Annotated in this window: 25 protein-coding genes; 16 read left to right on the forward strand and 9 right to left on the reverse strand. The window is 46.0% G+C overall.

The window, feature by feature from the left end; translation table 11 throughout:
* Positions 1–24: 24 nt before the first annotated feature.
* Genes DKW60_RS03600 through DKW60_RS03620 form a run of 5 tightly spaced genes read left to right on the forward strand, consistent with a single transcriptional unit; the run spans position 25 to position 5525 of the window.
* Positions 25–1932, forward strand: a complete 1908-nt coding sequence (locus DKW60_RS03600) for a transglycosylase SLT domain-containing protein (protein ID WP_109836289.1) — start codon at positions 25–27, stop codon at positions 1930–1932.
* Positions 1932–3077: a type II secretion system minor pseudopilin GspK gene (gene gspK, locus DKW60_RS03605; RefSeq protein WP_109836290.1), complete on the forward strand. Its 1146-nt coding sequence runs from the start codon at positions 1932–1934 to the stop codon at positions 3075–3077. Before DKW60_RS03600 ends, gspK begins: the two co-directional genes overlap by 1 nt.
* Positions 3077–4279 carry a type II secretion system protein GspL gene (gene gspL, locus DKW60_RS03610; RefSeq protein WP_109836291.1) on the forward strand — a complete coding sequence of 401 codons (1203 nt, stop codon included), beginning with the start codon at positions 3077–3079 and terminating at the stop codon, positions 4277–4279. Before gspK ends, gspL begins: the two co-directional genes overlap by 1 nt.
* Entirely contained in the window at positions 4276–4758 is a 483-nt protein-coding gene (gene gspM / locus DKW60_RS03615; protein ID WP_109836292.1) for a type II secretion system protein GspM, read from the forward strand. Before gspL ends, gspM begins: the two co-directional genes overlap by 4 nt.
* Complete coding sequence (locus tag DKW60_RS03620; RefSeq protein ID WP_109836293.1) at positions 4755–5525, forward strand: type II secretion system protein N; 771 nt, start codon at positions 4755–4757, stop codon at positions 5523–5525. Before gspM ends, DKW60_RS03620 begins: the two co-directional genes overlap by 4 nt.
* A 34-nt stretch (positions 5526–5559) precedes the next feature.
* Here DKW60_RS03620 and DKW60_RS03625 read toward each other — a convergent pair whose 3' ends face one another.
* From DKW60_RS03625 to ybaK, 3 genes are all read right to left on the reverse strand, one after another.
* Entirely contained in the window at positions 5560–6324 is a 765-nt protein-coding gene (locus tag DKW60_RS03625) for a sulfite exporter TauE/SafE family protein (RefSeq protein WP_109836294.1), read from the reverse strand.
* Positions 6325–6382: 58 nt separating this feature from the next.
* Positions 6383–6985: an ankyrin repeat domain-containing protein gene (locus tag DKW60_RS03630; protein ID WP_109836295.1), complete on the reverse strand. Its 603-nt coding sequence runs from the start codon at positions 6983–6985 to the stop codon at positions 6383–6385.
* Between the two features lie 387 nt (positions 6986–7372).
* Positions 7373–7852 (reverse strand): Cys-tRNA(Pro) deacylase, encoded by a 480-nt coding sequence (gene ybaK / locus DKW60_RS03635; protein WP_109836296.1) that lies wholly within the window; start codon positions 7850–7852, stop codon positions 7373–7375.
* 38 nt (positions 7853–7890) lie between these two features.
* Here ybaK and DKW60_RS03640 point away from each other — a divergent pair, with 38 nt between their 5' ends.
* The 5 genes from DKW60_RS03640 to yghU all read left to right on the forward strand — a co-directional run bounded on the left by DKW60_RS03640 (position 7891) and on the right by yghU (position 12809).
* Entirely contained in the window at positions 7891–10224 is a 2334-nt protein-coding gene (locus DKW60_RS03640) for a DNA polymerase II (RefSeq protein WP_109836297.1), read from the forward strand.
* 76 nt (positions 10225–10300) lie between these two features.
* Complete coding sequence (locus DKW60_RS03645) at positions 10301–10549, forward strand: YfhL family 4Fe-4S dicluster ferredoxin (RefSeq protein WP_109836298.1); 249 nt, start codon at positions 10301–10303, stop codon at positions 10547–10549.
* A gap of 19 nt (positions 10550–10568) precedes the next feature.
* Positions 10569–11357: a peroxide stress protein YaaA gene (yaaA, locus tag DKW60_RS03650; RefSeq protein ID WP_109836299.1), complete on the forward strand. Its 789-nt coding sequence runs from the start codon at positions 10569–10571 to the stop codon at positions 11355–11357.
* Positions 11358–11467: 110 nt separating this feature from the next.
* Positions 11468–11935 (forward strand): sulfur carrier protein DsrE2, encoded by a 468-nt coding sequence (gene dsrE2, locus DKW60_RS03655; RefSeq protein WP_109836300.1) that lies wholly within the window; start codon positions 11468–11470, stop codon positions 11933–11935.
* A 97-nt stretch (positions 11936–12032) separates the two neighbouring features.
* Positions 12033–12809, forward strand: a complete 777-nt coding sequence (yghU, locus tag DKW60_RS03660; protein ID WP_109836301.1) for a glutathione-dependent disulfide-bond oxidoreductase — start codon at positions 12033–12035, stop codon at positions 12807–12809.
* Between the two features lie 4 nt (positions 12810–12813).
* Here the strand turns inward: yghU and DKW60_RS03665 are convergent, their stop codons facing one another.
* Positions 12814–13212, reverse strand: coding sequence for a cupin domain-containing protein (locus DKW60_RS03665; RefSeq protein WP_109836302.1), 399 nt, complete (start codon positions 13210–13212; stop codon positions 12814–12816).
* Between the two features lie 205 nt (positions 13213–13417).
* Between DKW60_RS03665 and DKW60_RS03670 the strand changes: the two genes are divergently transcribed.
* Positions 13418–14101 (forward strand): YceH family protein, encoded by a 684-nt coding sequence (locus DKW60_RS03670; protein ID WP_109836303.1) that lies wholly within the window; start codon positions 13418–13420, stop codon positions 14099–14101.
* A 172-nt stretch (positions 14102–14273) separates the two neighbouring features.
* Here the strand turns inward: DKW60_RS03670 and DKW60_RS03675 are convergent, their stop codons facing one another.
* The 3 genes from DKW60_RS03675 to lptM all read right to left on the reverse strand — a co-directional run bounded on the left by DKW60_RS03675 (position 14274) and on the right by lptM (position 16444).
* Positions 14274–14939, reverse strand: coding sequence for an alpha/beta hydrolase (locus DKW60_RS03675; protein WP_109836304.1), 666 nt, complete (start codon positions 14937–14939; stop codon positions 14274–14276).
* Positions 14940–15041: 102 nt separating this feature from the next.
* Entirely contained in the window at positions 15042–16292 is a 1251-nt protein-coding gene (gene lysA, locus DKW60_RS03680; RefSeq protein WP_109836305.1) for a diaminopimelate decarboxylase, read from the reverse strand.
* Positions 16292–16444, reverse strand: coding sequence for an LPS translocon maturation chaperone LptM (gene lptM / locus DKW60_RS03685; RefSeq protein WP_109836306.1), 153 nt, complete (start codon positions 16442–16444; stop codon positions 16292–16294). Before lptM ends, lysA begins: the two co-directional genes overlap by 1 nt.
* 119 nt (positions 16445–16563) lie before the next feature.
* Between lptM and hslV the strand changes: the two genes are divergently transcribed.
* The 5 genes from hslV to yidD all read left to right on the forward strand — a co-directional run bounded on the left by hslV (position 16564) and on the right by yidD (position 19739).
* Entirely contained in the window at positions 16564–17097 is a 534-nt protein-coding gene (gene hslV, locus DKW60_RS03690) for an ATP-dependent protease subunit HslV (protein ID WP_109836307.1), read from the forward strand.
* 19 nt (positions 17098–17116) lie between these two features.
* Positions 17117–18466: an ATP-dependent protease ATPase subunit HslU gene (hslU, locus tag DKW60_RS03695; protein ID WP_425451290.1), complete on the forward strand. Its 1350-nt coding sequence runs from the start codon at positions 17117–17119 to the stop codon at positions 18464–18466.
* A 65-nt stretch (positions 18467–18531) separates the two neighbouring features.
* Positions 18532–18897 carry a gamma-butyrobetaine hydroxylase family protein gene (locus tag DKW60_RS03700; RefSeq protein ID WP_109836309.1) on the forward strand — a complete coding sequence of 122 codons (366 nt, stop codon included), beginning with the start codon at positions 18532–18534 and terminating at the stop codon, positions 18895–18897.
* Between the two features lie 144 nt (positions 18898–19041).
* Positions 19042–19473, forward strand: coding sequence for a phosphoribosyl-AMP cyclohydrolase (gene hisI / locus DKW60_RS03705; protein WP_109836310.1), 432 nt, complete (start codon positions 19042–19044; stop codon positions 19471–19473).
* Positions 19470–19739 carry a membrane protein insertion efficiency factor YidD gene (gene yidD / locus DKW60_RS03710; RefSeq protein ID WP_109836311.1) on the forward strand — a complete coding sequence of 90 codons (270 nt, stop codon included), beginning with the start codon at positions 19470–19472 and terminating at the stop codon, positions 19737–19739. Before hisI ends, yidD begins: the two co-directional genes overlap by 4 nt.
* A gap of 71 nt (positions 19740–19810) precedes the next feature.
* On the opposite strand, the gene DKW60_RS03715 is transcribed toward yidD, so the two are convergent.
* Both DKW60_RS03715 and DKW60_RS03720 read right to left on the reverse strand, forming a co-directional pair.
* On the reverse strand, positions 19811–21739 hold the full coding sequence (locus tag DKW60_RS03715; protein ID WP_109836312.1) for a putative bifunctional diguanylate cyclase/phosphodiesterase: 1929 nt from the start codon (positions 21737–21739) through the stop codon (positions 19811–19813).
* Positions 21740–21797: 58 nt separating this feature from the next.
* On the reverse strand, positions 21798–22586 hold the full coding sequence (locus DKW60_RS03720) for a hypothetical protein (RefSeq protein WP_109836313.1): 789 nt from the start codon (positions 22584–22586) through the stop codon (positions 21798–21800).
* Positions 22587–22654 lie beyond the last annotated feature (68 nt).

Raw genomic sequence — 22654 nt, forward strand, 5'->3', positions numbered from 1 at the left:
TTATTATAATAACTAGGGTGTTAAATGCCTGTATTACGCTATAGCTTGATCTGTTTAATATTGTTTGCGGGGCAATATTCTTTCGCTGGGGAGCAAGAGAATCGGGATCAGTTTAAATCCGTTTATTCAAAATTAAAGGCTGGTAAGTCGGTTGATATCACCGGACTGAAAGATTACAGCCTTTATCCTTATCTTGAGTACCAGCAGATTGTTAATAATCTGAAAGGGACATCGACTCAAAGCATTGAAGCGTTTCTTATGAAGCATGCGGACTCTCCACTGAGTGAAAAGCTCAGCGAGAGCCTGATGGAGCGATACAATAACGAACGACAATGGGGACAAACCTTCACGCTCTACAATGAAGACAATGACAGCATCAAAGCACGCTGCCTTCATACTCAGGCGCGTATCGAACTAGGCGACACAAAAAATGCCTTGGTCGAAGGCAAGAGTATCTGGTTATCCGGTCGTGACCGCCCCAAACAGTGTGATGCACTCTTCAAGCTATTAGCAGACAACAAGCAACTGAGCACTGAAGACTACTGGGAACGTATTTCTCTAGCCATGGGCCGTGGCGCGACTAGCTTGGCAAAAAGTCTGTCCCGACGACTCAATAAGCGCGATCAAGCATTAGTTAAAATATGGATTCAGGCTCGCAGCCGCCCGGAAACCGCGCTAAAAAAAGCAGTCTTGGGAGATGATACTGCCCATAGCCGTGATGTGATTGCTTATGCTATAAAGCGTATTGCCCGAAAAGACACGTCGAAGGCAAAAACGCAGTTTCAATCGGCACTTAAGAATTATCAATTCAGTATTCCTCAGCAGGCTGAAATCAACCGCTATATTGCTGTGCGCGACGCATTGGACCATGAAGCTCATTCACTGGTAACACTTTCATCCATTCCGGAAGAATATCGCGACGATGAAGCTAATGAGTGGTTAGTCCGTATTGCACTACGGGAAGGTGACTGGAAAACAGTACTGGACGCTGTTGCCGCCATGCCCGCTGATAAACAAGAAGATAGCAACTGGAAGTATTGGAAAGCACGTGCTCTGGAAGCAGCGAAACGATCACAAGAGGCGATAGTGCTCTATAAGGAACTCAGCGAGAATGCCTCATTCTACGGTTTTCTGGCCGCTGACCATCTGGGACAACCTTATACCATCTTAGAACAACGCAGCCCTGAGCTTGATCATTTGATACCAGGATTACTTGAGGAGCCAGCAATTCAACGTGCTCTGGAGCTATTCGAGTTAGACATGAAGACTCAGGCACGTGCCGAGTGGTTCTTTGCACTGGAAAAACGCAATAAACTTCAGATGCTGGCAGCGGCTAAATTAGCGCAACAAAGGAATCACCATTTCACTGCCATTCTGACCATCTCTCGTACAAAAGACTGGAATCAAGTCGAACTACGCTTCCCGATGGCGTATGAAAAGATGATCCGTCAGGAAGCAGAGGCGCAAGCAGTCCACCCCGCCCTGATTTATGGCGTCGCACGCCGGGAAAGTGCCTTTGACCCTAATATTGTGTCGAGTGCCAAAGCACAAGGTTTAATGCAGTTGATCCCATCAACGGCCAAACAGGTATCTCGCAGCCTAGGTATCAAAAAGCTTAGTAAAGCAGCTACGTTTGACCCTGAAACAAACATACGTCTGGGTGCCAGGTATCTTAAAACGCTGCTCGACAAGTTCGATGGAAACTATGCGCTAGCCACTGCATCTTATAACGCAGGGCCACATCGTATGCCTCGTTGGAGACCTGACTACCCATTAGAGGCTGCACGCTGGATTGAGAGTATTCCTTACCGGGAAACGCGTAACTACGTTCAGGCGGTTATGGCCTATATGACGATATATGAGTACAAGCTCAACGGTTCTGAACAAAAAGTGAAGCGCCTCAGCCAACGTCTTAGTCCGATTAAGCCCTAATGAAACAAGCTCGCGTTCACCACTCGCGATATATGAAAAAGCCCCCGGTAAAACAGCGCGGGGCTGCGCTTCTGATTGCTTTAGTCATTATGAGCATTGCAATGGGAATTGCGGTAAACATTATGTTTCGCCAGCAATTACATACCCGACTTGCAGTGAACATTGGCAATCTTGAGCAGATATACCCTTACGCAACGGGTCTTGAGGACTGGGCACGGACGATTCTGAATCGTGATGCTGAGGACTCGCCGGATACGGATGATTTAACGGAGCCTTGGGCAACCGAGATTCCACCAATTCCGATTCCCGGAGGCACCATGACAGGCCGCCTGTTTGACCTTCAGGCAAAGTTAAATCTAAACAACCTGTATCCACCAGAGCGGCCTATCGAAGAAGAAATAGACACCAATACAGAAACAGGTAACTCTCCTACTCAAAATGGCATGGATGAACAATCACCCGTATCTGCAGAAGAAAAACGCATAATAGATGATCAGAACCGCTATATCATCGCTAAACTGCGCACAGAGACGTTATTAAAAACGATTGATCCCGATGAGACATTAGGGCCTGCTATTAATTTTGCAGATGTCGTGACGGACTGGATCGATAGTGATTCAAATACCACGGAAGCTGGTGCTGAGTCAGATTACTACCAAACATTAGACCCGCCTTACAATACTGCCGACAGTTTTTTGGTGAATGAGACTGAGCTGAGACTACTTAAAGATATCGACAAAGACGCTTATGAGCTACTACGCCCACACGTCACCATGTTACCGGAGTACACACCGGTCAATGTGAATACGGCTAGTCTTGAAGTTTTTCAGGCTCTCGGCTTTACCGCAGAGGCTGCAGAAAACATTATTTCCGTTCGTGATGAAGATCCGTTTCAAGGGATGGATGATTTCATGGATCTCGCGGTGGTTCAGGTCGCAACGGAAGAAACTGAAGACACTCCGCCAGAGGTGTATCCGCAACACCTCTCGGCAACGACTAACTATTTCCTGTTACAGGGCGAGGTCAACATAGGCACCGCTCGACTGTATATTAATAGTGTTATGCATCGAAACGATGGTAAGGTTACCGTCGTTTCAAGGGACTTCAGCAACCAACAAATCGTAGAAGAAGATACAGAAGAATAATGCAACTGCTCATCATCAAAATTACATCGCCGGATGCCACACCCTTAGGTGCTGTCATCAGCCCCAAGAAAACGGAAGCCAGCTTTACCGAGACCGACTGGGAGACGATTCGCAAGCACCAACGCGGCAATAAGATTGTATTATTGGTTCCTGATACTGATGTTTCGCTTGCACAAACAACTATTCCCAGTAAAAACAAAAAGCAAATGATGCAGGCATTGCCTTTTGCTCTGGAAGAGTCACTGGCCGAAGACGTCGACAACCTTCACTTTAGTGCCTATCGGGAATCAGATGACTCAACGGTCAAAGCCGCAATAATCAAACATGAGCGATTGGGCTTCTGGGTTGATTTCCTCAAATCTCACGACATCAACGTTCACTATATTCTGCCATCTGTATTTGCGCTACCCATCGAAGAAGATGGCTGGTCAGTCAATATTGGAGAGGAAGAAGCACAGATTCGTCAATCCACTTTTGATGGCTTTGTATGTGATCTTGATGTGATGGATTATATTCTGCCTAATGAGCTGGAAGAGCATCCACCTGAAGCACTTTATGTCAGTGGTGACAGTCTTCGTGTTACTCGCTTGTTGCAAGATCAGGACATTGAGATTCGAGCCGGACGACCACCTCATTCAATCAAATACGCTGATATTCAACCTACCTTAGTACTCAATTTATTAACAAACTACAACCGTGGCGAGAGTGCATTAAAGAATATCGACTGGTCGCCATGGAAGCCTGTCGCGGTAATTGGTAGCCTTTTGTTATTAACGTGGCTGGGGATGGGTTTTTGGCAGAACCATCAGTCACAACTCAAACTGGACGCAATTGAAGCTGAAATCAGTAAAGTTTACCGCGGTACTATTCCGAGTGGAAATCTCACTAATCCGGATCAGCAACTCGCCTCAATGACTAGCAGACTCTCCTTACTGCAAGGTGGTTTAATTGACACCAGTGTTTCGCCATTACCTACCATTGCCAGTATTGCGCCTATACTCAAACGATTCCCTAAAATGATCGTGAAAGAATTGATATTTAAGCGCAACAGATTAGAAATAAAGGTAGAAACACCCAACCTTGGAATGATTGACCAGTTTAAACAAACTGCAGAAAAGCTGCAGTTACGCGTTGAAATTGGCTCCTCGAAAACAACAACAGATAGCGTAGCGTCTACACTATTTATTCAGGAGGCAAAATGAAGCAGTGGTTCATGATGCTCAGCTCGCGAGAGAAAACACTGGTCAGTATCGCAGCGGTACTAGTGCCTATTTTGTTAATTTGGTTATTACTGCTGCAGCCTATGTTGAACAAGCACACAGCGCTGGCGGAACAAATTGAAGACCGTAGCGCTATTTTACAAAACATGCGCCAGCAAAGCGCTGAAATAAAAATACTCGAGCGCAGTGGTGGCAACCGCAAAACCGTCAGCACGGGCAATCCGCAACAGAAAGTTGATAGTGCGCTACGCACCTGGAGACTTCGCTCAACGCTAGGTGAGATGAGTGCACCTAACAGCACAACCGTCCGATTAAATTTACGGGATGCTGAAGCTGATAACATCATGCGCTTTCTGTTTGACCTAGAAACAAAGTATGGACTGACAGTGAAAGACTTCTCCATGAAACCCACCAAGGACGTTGGCAAAGCCAATGCCAACCTGACGCTGGAGGTACAATGAAAACCTTCAAGCTAATATTACTGGGCCTGCTGACTTTTATAATCACTGCGATCTGGCTGACACCTACGGCATTTGTAGCGCCTCACTTGCAGCGTGTCGCACCAAATATTGTGATCTCGGGCGGGAGCGGCACGATCTGGAACGGCTCCGCTACAAATGTCAGAGTTAATAGTTTTGACCTAGGCAAAACTACTTGGAAAGTACTGCCCCTAAAGAGCTTAACCAGCTTTTCATTAGTCTCTGATGTAACTGTTGATGGACCAGAAGTGACTGCTGCAGGCCAGGCTGCTTATGCTTACGATCGCGCGATCCGTCTGACTGATATGCAATTTGAGGCAGAGTCTAGTTTAATCGGACGCTTTCAACCCATGGCCAGACTTGCCGGCACCTTCCAAGGCTTGATTGATAATGCAGAGATTCGACCAAAACTGTTCCCTTCAATCAATGGTGTGCTTAACTGGGTTCAGGGCAGCATCACTTTTCCGGTACGTTTGACACCCGGCAACTACCGCGCAGATATCAGCTCACAAGATGACACCATTCTGGCTCAAGTTGAGTCTGTTGATGCACCACTGGAACTAAGTGGTACCGCAAGCATTAATGGCGACTGGCAATATGAGACAGATGTGGTAGCTAAAACTAAATCAGGTGTACCACCGTTGCTAAACAACCTACTACGATCAGCTGCAGGCGGTAATCCATCTGCTGATGGTAGTGTGCAAATTAAACGGAAGGGCTCGATTAACCCCATTCCACTGTATCAATAAGGACAGTTAGTGCCCCGGTCACCGGGTGTAATTTTTAACTCGCGATTTGCTTCATGACATTCGCGAGTAACATCACTACCAGCACAACCACGAGCATTTTACGTATAAAGTCATCGCCGTTCTTAACGGCAAAGTGACTGCCTATCCATGCTCCCATTGCATTAGCCAACAGCATCGGAATCGCTAAGCTCCAGAGAACTTTGCCCGCTAACAAAAAAGCCACCGCTGCACCAATATTAGTAGCAAGATTCAATGGTTTAGTGGTTGCCGTGGCTTTGAGGTATTCCATTGACAAAAAACGCCTCATAGCAATCGTCATATAAGTGCCTGTTCCCGGGCCTAATAAACCGTCATAAAATCCGATAGGTGACAGAATAATACCTGCCTTCGCCGTTTTAACAGCTGCACCTGAAGCAGAGGTTTTACGGGTGGTTAAGACAAAATACAACGCCACGGGAATACACAATAGAATCATCCACGACAGCAGTGAATCGCTGAGAGATAACGCGGCTTTTCCACCAATAAAAGAAGCTATTAAACAAGGAAGTAAAGCCCAAAACACAAGATGCCAGCTGACTTGTTTGGCTAAGGCATATTTGATGACTGCCAGAGAGGTACCAGCAATAGCCACGACTTTGTTGACAGCCATAGCGCTGACCGCCGGGATACCCGCAAATAGCAATGCGGGGATGAGTATCATACCGCCACCTCCGGCAATTGCATCAACATAACCTGCAACAAACGCTACGATCACTAATAGCAATAGCCAGAAATGGCTGAGCTCCTGAGTCAGCTCCATATTATCCTCAGCAAAACAGCTGATGATAACCTGAAGCTAACGTTCAGAGCAGAACTTCTTACATGTAATGACTGACCAGGTTGATCATGCGCTGGTTACCCATGGCAAGCGCAATGTCCAGACTGTTCACACCATCAGATGTCTTGTAATACGCTGGTGCACCCTTCGCCAACAAGTAGTTCGCGACTTTTTGACGATTAAAGCGTACCGCATGATGTAACGGAATCCAATTACCGGTGGTACGCGCATTCAGATTCGCGCCATTATTCAACAAATAAATAACGACTGATAAATGTCCACGTGATGCAGCCATGTGTAACGCTGTTTCTTTATCACTATTCATATAATGAATATTGACGCGCTCCTTGACCAACTTCTGGACTGTCGCAAGGTCACCTCGTAACGCAGCAGCATGTAATGCTTGGGGATTAGGCTTTGTTTTAGGCTTAGCAGGTGGGCGGTTGGCAATGGCATTCGCACCAGTAACCATTGAGCGACGCTCCACATTGTGGTGAGTACTTGTCGCAGAGGGCATGCTTCTGTGAGCACTATTTGACGGCTGAAATGCTGCAAAGGCAGGAATGCTAACAACCATAGCAAGTGCTGCAGACGCGCAAGAAACCATCCATGAACCTTTCTTGGGGGTATAGTATTTTTTCATCGTATCATCTCCTGAATCGATGTAATTGTGATTGCTCCCCGAGGGAGTAAACACATATCTGACTCTCTAATTCGCTTATTAAGCGGAGGCCTTATTTTTTAAAATCCTGAATATTCAATACTTTAGAAGGGACTGACACTCACTTCTACCGAATAAAACAGGGAGTTACACTATCGGGGTCAGACATTAAAGTCTTAAGTGTAAGGAGCATTAAACATAACCGCTCATCAAATGTCTAGTAAATAGGCATAATCTCTATTTATTTATACACTTAAACGACAGTGACAGCTTAGCTTATGACTATATCGAGTCGGGGACTCACTAAAGTTCGTTAACTGATCAAAACACTCGCTATATGCTTATATTAAAGACATTATGTAGACTCTTTTAAGTATTTGTTGCACAAACAACTCTCTTCGCATTGCATAACGTCATCAAATCATACGCGGATAACTCAATTTCTAACCCACGACGTCCGGCACTAACAAAAATAGTATCGAATGCATAAGCTGATTCATCAATGATAGTGGGTAATCGCTTTTTTTGCCCAAGCGGACTGATGCCACCTAAAATATAACCTGTTGTATTTTGAGCAATTTTTGTATCGGCCATGGATGCTTTCTTGCAGCCTAACACCGACGCCGCGACTTTTAAATTCAACTGCCCTGAGACGGGAACGACAGCGACCGCCAGATTTTTTGGTTCACCATTTAATGCACATAACAATGTTTTAAACACACGATGGGCCTCTACCCCCATTGCTTGCGCGGCCTCACCCCCGTAGGCCTGCACTGCCGGATCATGCTCATATTGATGAACCTTGAAACTAATACCTGCTTTTTCCACCTGCTTTATTGCCGGGGTCATACCTGCTCCTGAATGCGCATTCCTGATAAACTTATCAGATGATAACGCAACTTGATGGTTTTCTCCTGACCCGACAATGGCGGGACACAAATAAAGGACTGGAACTGAGTTTTTGGCTCAGTACAGACCAAGGGCCGTTACGCCTTGTTGTAGAAAGCGAACAAGCAGTCTGCTTTATTCGCCGCAGTAATCAAATGTCATTACCGGCTCACATCCAACGTAAGCCTCTCAACCTGAAGAGCTTAGACAGTGATGAGATGGACGGACTGTATTTCCGCCAGCAGCGCGACTTAAACAGTTTACGCGATCATCTTAACTACGATAAATCCCAGTTATTTGAGTCCGAAATAAAGCCCACAGAGCGTTATCTAATGGAGCGTTTTATTACCGCATCACTCACGGCACGCGGTAATATTACAAAAAAGAATGGTTATCTGGAAATTCGCCAGCCTCAAATCAAGCAAGGCGACTACTCCCCAAAGCTACGCTGGATCTCACTAGATATTGAAACACATGACTTGCGTGGCCGACTCTACTCGATTGCAGTAAGCACTGCCAACTCACACCAAATATTTATGGTGAAACACCCCAGACAGGTTGCACCACGGCAAGACCCGGCGCTTAACGTACAATGGTGTCATAACGAAGAAGTCGCCTTACAACAATTTTTTAACTGGGTGAAAGACTATGACCCGGACCTCATTCTCGGCTGGAATGTTACGGGTTTTGATTTAGCCTTCATCAAATGGAAGTGTCAGCAGATTAAAATGCCATTCGCTTTGGGGCGAGGCAAAGAAACCGCTACCGTGTTAGAACCACAAACCTCTGGCCAGATTGCAGTCGCACGCGTTCCCGGCCGCATTGTGCTGGACGGTATTGCATGTCTGAAGGGTGCTTTCTGGAATTTTGAGCACTTTGAGTTAGGCTTTGTCGCTCAACAAATGCTAGGCGATGAAAAGCTAATCTCAGCAGAAGGCAACAAATTACAAGAAATTCGCCGCCAATACCTCGAAGACCCGCTCGCCCTTGCCCGATACAATTTACAGGATTGCGAACTGGTCGCACGCATATTTGAAAAAGCTGATTTGATCAACTTCTCAATCGAAAGAGCCAGAATGACCGGTTTAGCGATGGATCGTCAGGGAGGCTCGACTGCGGCTTTTGATCACCTCTACTTACCACAATTACACCGCAAAGGTTATGTCGCCCCTGATATTGGTAGTATGCAAAATGCTACCAGTAGTCCGGGCGGCTATGTCATGAATTCAATGCCAGGACTGTACAAAAATGTATTGGTTCTCGACTTCAAGAGCCTGTACCCCAGCATTATTCGCACCTTTAAAATTGATCCATTCGGACTGACAATTGGGTTAGATGAAGAAAGTAGCGATAAAACTATCCCCGGCTTTCTGGATGCAGCCTTTTCCAAAGAACATCACATACTGCCTGATCTTGTGACACAGCTATGGAAAGACAGAGACGCGGCTAAAAAAGCCAATAATGCACCACTCTCTTACGCCATCAAAATCATTATGAACTCTTTTTATGGTGTACTCGGTTCCTCCGGGTGTCGCTTCTTTAATCCACAACTTGCCAGCAGTATTACCCGACGTGGTCATGAGATCATTCAACAAAGTGCTTCGTTTATAGAGCAACAAGGCCTGAGCGTTATCTATGGAGATACTGACTCGGTCTTTGTGCACCTTGATCAGGAAGTAAGTGAAAACCAAGCGAATGACATCGGCCACCAATTAGCAAAGAAGCTAAATACGTATTGGCAAAACGAACTGAGCAAGCGCTTTGATATAGAATCAAATCTGGAAATAGAGTTTGAAACTCACTATCTACGGTTTTTAATGCCCACCATCAGAGGCAGCGAAGCTGGCAGCAAAAAACGTTATGCCGGTGTTGTTCGGAAAAAAGACCAATTAGCAATGGTCTTCAAAGGCCTTGAAACTGTTCGCAGCGACTGGACACAACTGGCTAAAGTCTTCCAGCAAGAGCTGTATCGTCGGATTTTTCATGACGAACCTTACGCAGATTATGTACGAGAAGTCAGCGAAAAGCTCACCGCCGGTGACTACGATGATCAGCTGATCTATACAAAACGCTTACGCCGACCATTGGAAAGTTATACCAGCAGCCAACCCCCACAAGTCAAAGCCGCGCGTAAAATGAAAAACCCCGGCAGGCGTATTCAATATATCATCACATTGAATGGCCCCGAACCCCTTGAAAACATTACCGCTCAACCTGATTATCAACACTATCAAGACAAGCAGTTGCAACCGGTTGCCGACAGTATTCTCTACTTTCTCGATACCTCCTTTGAGCGCCTTACCCAGCGGCAGATGGATGTATTTGGTCAGTAGCTTGTAGGGAATAATGTTTTTTGCAGCGCAGCGCTGTTAGAATTGCCACCAAATTGATTTGTTACAGGAAAAAGCCATGTCATTAATTATTACTGACGAATGTATTAACTGCGATGTTTGTGAGCCGGAATGCCCGAACGATGCAATCTCTATGGGCGATGAGATCTATGAAATCGACCCGGACCGTTGTACCGAGTGTGTTGGTCACTTTGACGAGCCACAGTGTGTGGAAGTTTGCCCGGTAGATTGCATTCCAAACGATCCGGATCGCGTTGAAAGCAAGGACGAGCTGATGCTGAAATACGAAGCCCTGATGGCTGAATAATTCATAAAAGGACACACTGATGCTTGTTACTCTCTCGCCTTCAAAAGGTCAGGACTTCGACATTCCGATGCCAGATGCGGAATACTCGGTGCCTGCTCAACTTGATCAATCACAGATTTTGATCGATGAGCTGCGTGATTACGCACCACCACAAATCGAAACCATGATGAGCATCAGTGAAAACCTCGCGAATTTAAATTTCGAGCGTTTTCAGCAGTTCCACACACCTTTTAATACCGACAACGCCCGCCCTGCACTATTTGCATTCAAAGGCGACGTTTACAGCGGTATTGATAGTGCAACGTTCTCTAAGGATGACTTGGTTTACGCACAGGACCACCTGCGGATACTGTCTGGTCTATATGGCGCATTGCGCCCGATGGACCTCATCCAGCCTTATCGCCTGGAAATGAAGACCAAACTGAAAAACCCACGCGGTGCTAATCTGTACGAATTTTGGGGCAATCAAATCACTGATAGCCTGAATGCCGAACTAGAGAAGCAGCAAGAAGCGGTTCTGGTTAATCTGGCGTCCAATGAATACTACAAATCTGTGAAACCAAAACAGGTGAATGGTCGTATTCTGAATATCGATTTTAAAGAAACTAAAGACGGCAATACCCGCATCATCGCTTTTTACGCTAAAAAAGCACGCGGCATGATGGCTGACTTTATTATCAGAAATCGTATTGAGTCACCCGAAGGTATTCAGGACTTCGATACAGCAGGCTATCAATATTCTTCAGCCCTGTCGACGAAGGACAAATGGGTGTTTGAGCGACCACAACCAGAGCCTGTGAGTAAATAATATTCCCTTCTGGATATCTACTATTATAGTATCGACTGCTATTATTATCAGCCACTAATATTCACTATTTGCACCTTCGCGCGCCTTGCGCCTGATATCAAGGGGAAGTCATGTCAAAGAAACTTGCAATCATCGCTACAAAAGGAACCCTGGACTGGGCATATCCTCCACTCATTCTGGCTTCAACGGCTGCGGCTTTAGGTTACGAAGTCGAAGTTTTCTGCACTTTCTATGGTCTTCAGATTCTGAAAAAAGACATCTCAAACCTTCAGGTCAGCCCGCTGGGTAATCCAGGCATGCCGATGCCCTTCCCTGTACCAGTCATGATGCAAGCACTTCCGGGCATGCAGTCAATGATGAGCAATATGATGCGCAACACGATGAAGAAAAAGAACGTGGTCGCGTTGCCTGATCTTCGTGAGTTGTGTGTAGAAGCTGACGTAAAATTCTTAGCCTGTCAGATGACGGTTGACCTGTTTGATATGAAACAAGAAGACTTTATGGATGGCCTTGATTATGTTGGCGCAGCGTCATTCTTTGAATTTGCAGGCGAATCCGATATTTGTTTATATATCTAATCTGCGACTGTAAAAGTTGATTTTTGCGAGGGCGGATTTTTTCCGCCCTTTTTTATGGTTGGCAGCCAATCTAAACGCGAGGATCGAACAATGAGCGATACGACTTACACCCCACCCCCCTGTCTGGACATGGGATAGTGAAAGCGGCGGGAAATGGGCTAATATCAACCGCCCCATCGCCGGAGCCACTCATGAAAAAGTCCTGCCTATCGGTGATCAACCCTTACAACTCTACTCACTAGGGACGCCTAATGGCGTCAAAATTACCGTGATGCTGGAAGAGTTATTAGCACTCGGTAAAACCGGTGCCGCCTATGATCTGCACACCATCGATATTGGTGAAGGTGAGCAATTTGGTTCGGATTTTGTCAAGCTCAACCCTAACTCGAAGATTCCTGTGTTGCTGGATCAATCCAAAACACCCGCCCAGTCTATCTTTGAATCCTGCGTCATTTTATTTTATCTGGCTGAGAAATATGATGCCCTGCTACCGGAAGACGCTAAAGATCGCACAGAATGTATGTCGTGGTTATTCTGGCAAGAAAGTAGCGCCTCATTTCTGGGTGGAGGCTTCGGTCACTTCTACAAATATGCACCGCACCCGATGGAGTACCCGATCAATCGCTACACCATGGAAACTAAACGCCAGCTAGACGTATTGGATCGACACTTAGCCAACCGCGAATACATGTGTGCTGGTGATTACAGTATTGCAGATATCGCTATCTGGCCTTGGTATGGGCGTTTAGCGATGGGTGAGCTATATGATGCTGCCGAGTTTTTAGATACCGCTTCGTATACCCACGTACTGCGTTGGGCAGGGGCGATTCAAGCGCGAGCTGCGGTTAAAAAAGGACTGGAAAGCGCCTTATAAACTCTTATTCTGGTGCATCGCTGTGTTGCGTGGCTTGTCCCGGCGTAATGAAAAGTACATTACTCTTAACAGAGGTTTTGGCTGTATGCCAAACACCTTTGGGGACGACCACATAGTCAGCCGGCTCAATTAGCGTTACGGACTCCTCGCCCTCAGGCAACCTCAGTACAAAGGTAATCTCTCCGGAAATTAAAGTGACAATCTCATCACCATGCGGGTGCATTTCCCACATTCCCCAATCCGACTCAAACACATGAGACGCGATCAGCTCGTGGCCTTTAAAGTCCTGATAGTGTTCACCTAATCTTTGGTAGAGCGTTGCATCGGCTGTCTCTATGGTTGCGTCTTTTTCAGGGCTCAATACCACAAATTGGTTCGTCATATTTCTTACTTGCACTTCCATGCTTCCACCTCCATCAAAGATATAGTTAAAGATAACTGATTTGAAAGCCAACGTCCTCTAACGCACCGAGTCATTAAGCGAGCTGACATCCGTGGTGTATAAAAATGTCGTCATTAAAAGCAGTACCGCTATCGCATCGCTGTTAGAATCTAAACCAGATGGCTAATTTAGCGACGATCTAAATGCATAAAAATGGGAGAAAATCATGTCTGATGAAACGAATGAATTTCAAATCGATGCACCTGAAGCACGCCCACCAGAGCTATCAGCTTCACAAGCCCGTGTATTTGCCAGCTTAATCGAAAAGCACCTGGCCACCCCCAATAGCTATCCATTGACCATACATTCACTGGTCACGGCCTGTAACCAAAAGACCAACCGCCAGCCTGTGATGGCATTAACCGAAGGTGAAGTAGGACGAACCTGCAATGAGCTGGTCACACTGGACTTAGCCAAGATTGAATACGGTAGTCGTGCCAATAAAGTCAGTCACATCGCAATGAAGGCACTCAACTTGAACCGCGATGAGATCGCTGTGTTGAGCATTTTGATGTTGCGTGAGCCATTAACACTCAGTGAGATTAAAGCACGCACAGAGAGAATGATTGCTTTTGACAGCATCGACAAAGTGGAAGCAACTGTCCAAGGGATGATTGAGCGAACATACCCTCTGCTGGTGATGATTCCAAAAGGAGCCGGACGACGTGAAGATCGTTATTCACATACGCTGTGTGGTGAGGTAGATATTGAGTCGTTTAGCTTTGAGAGTGCAGCAAGTGCACCACGTCAAACTACCCCAAACTTAGGGGATGAGGCTATGAAGCGCATCGAAGCACTTGAAGCACGGGTGGAGAGTTTGGAGAAAATGCTGGACGAGTTGACGTCTTGATTCTGCTTGAGGCTGGCAAATTTCTGTATTTAGTGGTTTGGTTCTATGAGTTTCGTTGAATTGATCATGACAAACACTCATAAGCTACTGTAATAAAAATTATTATTCATTGTTAGACTCCGACTCCACTCACCAATTTGTATGAACGATTAGTTCGCTCGTGTGTATTTGATCAAGCGTCAAACAAAGCCTTGAACCAAAGACCCATATCAGCAATTTCCTGCGGATGCACCGAGTGCTCCATCGCATAGCTTTTGCTTTCAACCTCAAAACCTTGCTTCTGCAGCTTAGGCACATACTCTTCCCACCAAACCGCAGGGATCACTGGGTCATGCGTGCCATGTGCAGCAAATACCGGAATCTGCTCATAGCCCTTCGGCATTTCATCCAACGTCTGCTCAGCAAACGGGAAATAAGTCGATAAAACCATAAGGCCACCCAACCGCTTGGGATAGCGCAGCGCAGTATGCAGTGCAATTACCCCACCCTGCGAGAAGCCCGCGAGAATAATATTTTCAGGCTCGATCCCCAGCTCAATCTGCTCATCGATCAGTGTATTGATCCAACCTACCGTGATTAAAATATCATCCAAGTTTGAATTCTTAGTACGATCCAGAGAAATAATGTCAAACCACGCTGGCATGACATAGCCATTGTTCAGCGTAACCGGACGCGATGGCGCATGAGGAAAAATAAATCGCACTCCAGCCTCTTTCGATAAACCCAGCTCCGGCACAATCGGTACAAAATCATGCCCATCCGCACCCAGACCATGTAGCCAAATCACAGCATGACGAATGTCCGCGCCTAATTCGAGTGTTTCGCGTTCGAGTTTCATCGTAGTTTCTTCCGGTTATATGTAAACAGATTGTTGGGGTGAACGAATGCAGAATAGCAATATCGACAGCACCACGGGGCATGTGGTGCTGTCTGGATGGAATTAAGGCAGCAAACTCTCGCCAGCGAATAATTCCTCAATGGTTTCACGACGGCGAATCTGATGCACCTGATCACCATCGACCAGTAATTCACAAGCGCGTGGACGTGTATTGTAGTTAGACGCCATGCTAAAGCCGTAAGCCCCAGAGGAGCGAACTGCGACTAAGTCACCCTCTTCCAGACTCAATTGGCGGTCTTTTCCTAAGAAGTCACCGGTCTCACAAATCGGGCCAACCACATCGTAGTTTTTCGTTTCAGCATCTTCCGGCGTTTCAGTCACCGGAATAATGCGCTGCCATGCCTGATACAAAGACGGACGCAATAAGTCATTCATCGCTGCATCCACAATCGCAAAACTCTTGTCTTCACCATGTTTTAGGTATTCAACACGAGACACCAAAATCGCTGCATTCGCTGCAATCGCACGACCTGGTTCGATAATGATTTGATAGTCTTTGAGGCGCTCATTTTGCATCATCGCCTGCATGTATTCAGCGGGCAATGGTGGCGTTTCTTCCTGATAGCGCACACCTAAACCACCACCTAAATCCAGATGGTGAATATCAACGCCCTGCGCTTTCAATCGCTCCGCAAGGTCTAGTACCCGATCCAGCGCGTCCATGAAAGGAGCCACTTCAGTCAGCTGCGAACCAATATGGCAATCAATACCGTCTACTTTGATGTTCGGCATTTTCTCAGCACGCAGATAAACCGCTTCCACTGTGTTGATATCAATACCAAATTTATTTTCTTTTAAGCCGGTAGAGATGTAAGGATGGGTTTGAGCATCAACGTCCGGATTCACACGAATGGAGATAGCCGCAGCTTTACCCATTTCACGTGCCACACTGTTCAGGCGGTCTAATTCTGCTTCAGACTCTATATTAAAACAGCGAATACCCACTTCCAGTGCACGACGCATTTCATCATCACGCTTACCAACGCCTGAGAAGACAACCTTACCCGGATCACCGCCCGCAGCCAGTACGCGCTCTAATTCACCAACTGACACAATGTCAAAACCTGAGCCTAATTTGGCAAACAAATTCAGTATCGCGATATTGGAACAGGCTTTTACTGAGTAGCAAATCAGATGATCGTGATCGCCAAAGGCATTATTAAACGCATGCCAGTGACGCTCCAACGTGGCACGTGAGTAGATATAACACGGTGTGTCATAAGTATTGGCAATACCTTTAACAGAGACATCCTCAGCGTACAGCTGACCCTGCTTATAGTTAAAATAATCCATTAGTTAGTTTTCTTCTTGTCGTTGGTAGTTTCAGTCGTGTCAGGCAGGTATAAGTCGCCTTTATGGCCACAACCGCTTAGCATCGTGACACTAAACAGTCCCACTACGATGAATAAAAAAATCCAGTTTCCCCAGCAAATACGCTTAAACATGGAAACTCCCGTCGCTCCGCAAAGTGCGCAGTATACCCAATTTTGTAACATGCTTGAAATACGTTCTAATCACCCCAACATAATTCGCTTACAACCATTTTTTATAGCGGAGTAAGCAAGTGGAGCAATATCGGGGAACAACGATCCTGTCAGTAAGACGTGATGGCAAGGTCGTTATCGGTGGTGACGGACAGGTCTCAATGGGCAATACCGTCATGAAAGGGAATGCACGTAAGGTTCGTCGTTTGCATAATAATCAGGTTATTGCTGGCTTTGCCGGTGGTACGGCTGATGCATTTACTCTCTTTGAGCGTTTTGAAGCCAAGCTTCAGGAGTACAACGGGAATCTGACTCGTGCGGCAATCGAACTGGCCAAAGATTGGCGAAGTGACCGTGCGATGCGTACATTAGAAGCATTACTGGCCGTTGCAGATAGTGAAACCTCACTCATCATTACCGGAAACGGCGATGTGATTGAGCCGGAAGATAACTTAATCGCAATCGGTTCCGGCGGTCCATTTGCCCAGTCAGCAGCACGCGCTCTTTTAGATAATACCGAATTATCAGCACGGGAAATTGTAGAAAAAGGTCTGGGCATAGCGGCCGACATCTGCATTTACACCAATCACAACCGCACCATCGAAGAACTTTAAGGGACACATCATCATGTCAATGACACCTCGGGAAATCGTGCAAGAACTCGATAATCACGTTGTCGGGCAGCAACAAGCCAAACGAGCCGTCGCCATTGCGCTACGAAATCGCTGGCGCAGGCAGCAACTGGACGATAATTTACGTCACGAAGTCACGCCAAAAAATATTCTGATGATCGGCCCTACCGGTGTGGGTAAAACAGAAATTGCCCGCCGTTTGGCAAAATTAGCCAATGCGCCATTCATCAAGGTAGAAGCCACTAAATTCACTGAAGTGGGTTATGTGGGTAAGGAAGTCGATACGATTATCCGTGACCTCGCAGACATCGCGGTCAAACTCACGCGAGAACAGGAAGTCGAGAAGCACAAATATCGTGCTGAAGATGCTGCAGAAGATCGTGTGTTAGATATTTTGCTACCTGCACCAAAGTCAGAGCAAACTAACAACACTTGGTTTGATACGGACGGCGATGAAAAGCCTGCCGTCACCGAAGATAATTCAACGCGCCAGAAATTCCGCAAGAAACTGCGCGAAGGTAAATTGGATGATAAAGAAATCGAAATTGATGTTGCACAGGCCTCGCCACAGGTAGATATCATGGCTCCTCCGGGCATGGAAGACATGGCCAGCCAGTTGCAAGGTATGTTCGCTAACATTGGCAGTGGTAAAACACAGAAGCGCAAGATTAAGATCAAAGATGCGCTGAAGTTGCTTGCTGAAGAAGAAGCGCACAAGATGCTGAACAATGAGGAAATCAAACTCAAAGCGATTCAGAATGTTGAGCAAAACGGTATCGTGTTCCTTGATGAAATCGATAAAGTGGTTCGTAAGGGTCAATCTGGTGGTGCCGATGTCTCACGTGAAGGTGTTCAGCGCGACTTACTGCCTTTGATTGAAGGCTGTGCTGTCACTACTAAGCACGGCATTATTAAAACAGATCACATTCTGTTTGTCGCCTCAGGTGCATTCCATCTAGCGAAGCCATCTGACTTGATTCCTGAATTGCAGGGTCGTCTACCGATTCGTGTTGAGTTAGAAGCATTAACGGCTGAAGACTTTGAGCGAATTCTTGTTGAGCCAAATGCTTCGTTGACCGAGCAATATGTTGGCTTGTTGAAAACTGAAGGCGTGGATCTTGAATTCACAAAAGATGGTATTCAGCGATTAGCCCAGCACGCGTTTGATGTGAACGAGAGTACTGAAAACATCGGTGCACGTCGCTTACACACCATCGTAGAGCGTCTGTTGGAAGATGAACTGTTCCGCGCGCCGGACTGTGAGTCTTCTGTGGTCATCAATGCACAGAAAGTTGATGAGACACTCGGCGAACTTGTTAAGGACGAAGATCTGTCCCGCTATATCTTGTAAGGTATATCCACAGTTCAACCTGCTTAAAGTTACAATAGCGTACCCACTTACTACGGAAGATTGTTATGACACCAACAAATATCGCACTCCACCAAAAGTCCCGCCTGCTTGAACTAACATGGCCGGATGACGTTGTGCATAGCCTTCCCTGTGAGTATCTGCGGGTGTATTCGCCATCCGCAGAGGTACGTGGTCATGGCCCGGGTCAGGAAAAGCTCCAGCTGGGTAAAGAGAATGTGAATATCACAGCCCTGGAGCCAGTGGGTCATTACGCGGTTAAAATCGTATTTGACGACAATCATGACAGTGGTTTGTATGACTGGAATCTGCTGCGTGATTTAGGCGATAAATACGAAGAGTACTGGGCTGACTACCTAAAGCGCTGTGAAGAAGCTAACTACACTCGTAAGGCGGATGGTCAGGTTATCTAAATACCGCGGTTAGTGACTCTGCCATCAGGCTCTAGCCTGTAGACAAACCATGTTGCTACTGAAATACAGGCAGCAGCGTGGTATCTTGCTCTTCTAAAGACTTCCCACAAACACGACACTAATCCAAGCGAATAATTGGCCATCATGACAATCAGCGAATCAAATCAACACGCCATCCCCAGCGACACATTTATCAGTGAATTTATTGACACACTGACCTTTAATGAAGACGGACTAATTCCGGCTATCGCTCAACAGCATGATAGTGGTGAAGTGCTAATGATGGCTTGGATGAACGCAGAATCGATTGGCGAGACGTTACGTAATAATCGGGTTTGTTACTGGTCACGTTCGCGTGGCAAGTTGTGGCGCAAAGGTGAAAGCTCTGGACAAGTGCAATTGCTCAAAAACTTTCGTGTCGACTGCGATGCAGATACCTTGTTACTAGAGGTCGATCAAACCGGCCCAGCATGTCACACAGGCCGCCGTACTTGTTTTTATCGAGTTGTCGAGGGTGACATACTCAAGACGGATTCGGAGCCTCTTATCGACCCTGAGACGCTTTACGGGAAATGAAGCGTATCTTGCTTTGGTTGATTCGGGGCTACCAGTTAATCCTCAGTCCTGTGATTGGCGCCAATTGCCGACATGAACCCACTTGCTCTCGTTATTCATTTCAAGCAATTGAACGATTCGGTGCGATTAAAGGATTGTGGCTGACACTGAAACGCGTTGGTAAATGTCACCCTTGGGGAACCTGGGGATATGATCCGGTCCCAACTGATCCCAGGCAAACTAAAAAAGAAACCACAGAAACCACAGAGACCATTGAGAAACCTTGAAATAGCCGCAGGCAGTTAGGCAGTTAGGCAGTTAGGCAGTTAGGCAGTTAGGCAGTTAGGCAGTTAGGCAGTTAGGCAGTTAGGCAAATATCATGGGCAAGATTACTTTCCAATAAATCCATAAACTGTTTATTTTCAACCGGCTTTGACCACAAATACCCCTGAGCATAATCACAATCAAGTCCACACAATAGCTTCCTGACTGCCTCGGTCTCAATCCCCTCAGCCACCACTTGCATACCAAGTACTTGTGCCATTCTGATAATTGCGGTGACAATCACCCGATAGTCATCTGAATCAGCGATCTGAGAAATAAAACTCTTATCCAGCTTTAACGCATCAACATTGATTCTGGTTAAGTAATTCATATTGGAATAACCCGTACCAAAATCATCGATAAAAAGACTCACACCCAGAGACGTCAGCGCGGCGAGTTGATGCTTGACTAACTTATTCTCCTGAATCAATAAGTGCTCTGTTAGCTCAATCTCTAGGTAATGCGGTTCTAGCCCCGACTCCTCAAGCGCATTAACCACAATGTCATAAAAGTTCGCCCGGGTAAGCTGAAGCGCCGAAACATTCGCTGCAACCGTAATGTGATGACCCGCATCATGCCATTGCTTACATGCTCTGCATGACTCTTGAATAACCCACGCACCAATATTGTGGATCAACTCCGTAGACTCGATAATCGGAATAAACTCATCAGGCCTGATCGAATGAGGGTTACCTCTACTCCAACGCAGTAGTGCTTCCGCACCCGCGATTTTATCTGAACTCAAACTCACCTTCGGCTGGAAGTGCAGATCCAGTAAATCATTACTGACCGCGTCTTTAAGGCCGGTCAGGATGTTCAGGTTTCGCATGTACTCTTCATCAAGCTCACTACTGTAATAGTGATACTTATTTTTACCTGACTGCTTAGCCTTATACATCGCCATATCCGCTTTCTTACGGACGTCATCAAAGGTGCTCGACCTGTTATTAGTGACTGTAATACCAATTGAAGCAGTGACGCCAACCTGAGTACCAACTAATGAAAACGGTTTTGCAATTGCATCAATCAGCTGTTTAGCAAAACCATCAAAATCACATCCTTCCGTCGTTTTCACAATCACGACAAACTCATCGCCACCTAAACGACACGCGACATCCTCTGGGCCAATAAGTGCTTTAAGACGATCAGCAATGGTAATCAGCAGGCGATCACCCGCATGGTGGTCAAACAAGTCATTGATATCTTTAAAGTTATCTAAATCAATGAAATAGAAAACAATTTTTTCGCCTTTGTACTGTAAGCCAGACAACAGTTTCTGATAAGTATTTTCGGCGGCATTACGATTTAACAACCCGGTAAGGCTATCTGTCTCTGCCAACTGTTTAATCACTTTTTGTGACTCAACAACCCGCTGGTTTTCTTGTTGTAATTTGGAGAGTGATTGTTTGATATCACGACCCAGCAACCACGCAACGTAGCCCGAGACCACTGTAATCACTAGGCCACCTACTATTCGCGCAACTCCGTGAACCATCATGTCTGCAGGTGCTGGATACCAGTCATACATGTGATTCAAGCCAAACAACACAAGTGCAATCGACGCGGTAATAAACAGTAGGAGAAATTGCTTTAATTCGGCAAAGAGTGCGCTAAAGACAAACATCAAAGGAAAGGAAAGAATAGCCAGGCTATACAGTCCGCCTTCAACCCAGCTGACGATTATCATCATGATCAATAGCATCCAGAGATAAGCGCTACTGGCTAATACGGTTTTGCCGAGCCTCAACAAAACCAGCACACCAAATGTGAGTACTGTTGCCGATGACAACATGGCGATGTCTAAGCGCACACCCAATGCATTGTCAGCAAATACTGGTCCTCCTCTAAGGAAGATTGCATTGAACACACCTACCAAAAAAGCAATCTGGGTTGCCCAAACGATATGGCTGAATCGTTTACTGAAAAACTGATTGTCTACCTGTAAGAGTTGACGATTATTCATACTTACCGCTTAAGTAATGACCTGATCACTGACTAACATCAATCAGCTACCGTCATTATCACCTGTAAACTTCCAGTTTCTTTAGGCCAGACATAGCAATGGGAACTTGCGCTACACCTTCTTTTCTTCTTAGGCTGACAATAAGATCACCGCCCTGAACCGCTTCTAGCTTTCCGAGAGAAACCTTACCGTCTTTCCATGAGGCTCGAATCCGCATACCAACGGCACGGCGTGCATTAAATATACTCATATTCCTAAAGTGTGGTTCAGTGTAAACTTTAGTCTCCGCTTTTTCCAATGCAATTCGCGCAGAATCGGGTAAAAAATCTTTAGTTGTATAAACAGGCTCTGGCTCAGGTTCGATTTCTTCTTGCACTTCTGGCTCATTAATTGCAACAGACATCGCTGGCTTAGCCTCCTTGCCGGTGATCATTGAAGTAACAGAAGATTTCGCATTATTAAATACTGCCTGACCAGCCTGCACCGTCTTATCAATTGGCAGACCAATAATGACAATCGAGACGACAGCCAGAATCAAGCCAATGAAAACACCTGCAACATTCGTGGTGAAAGCGCTCCCTGGCGTGGATTGCGTGAACAGCACGAAGGCCAGTGTTGTAAAGAAAACCGGTAGCAATATTTGAAGTGCTAATTTAATCGGCTGGTCTACATTAAGCACATCTACTAACACTAAAGAAGCAAATGTAAAGATCAGACCAGTCACCCAAGCACCTAATATGAAAGGCATTTTCCACTGGCGCGCATGTAACTGTCTGGCAATATGACTAGTCAGCCAAAGCGTTAACAGAAACGTTACGATCAGAATCGGAAATGTGAGCATCTCCATAGTGAAACCTTATTTTTATAATTGGAAACACTATGATTAAAACAGCGGCACACTGCACTTGGCAATAG

The organism is Leucothrix pacifica (assembly GCF_003172875.1).
Taxonomy (GTDB): Bacteria; Pseudomonadota; Gammaproteobacteria; order Thiotrichales; family Thiotrichaceae; genus Leucothrix; species Leucothrix pacifica.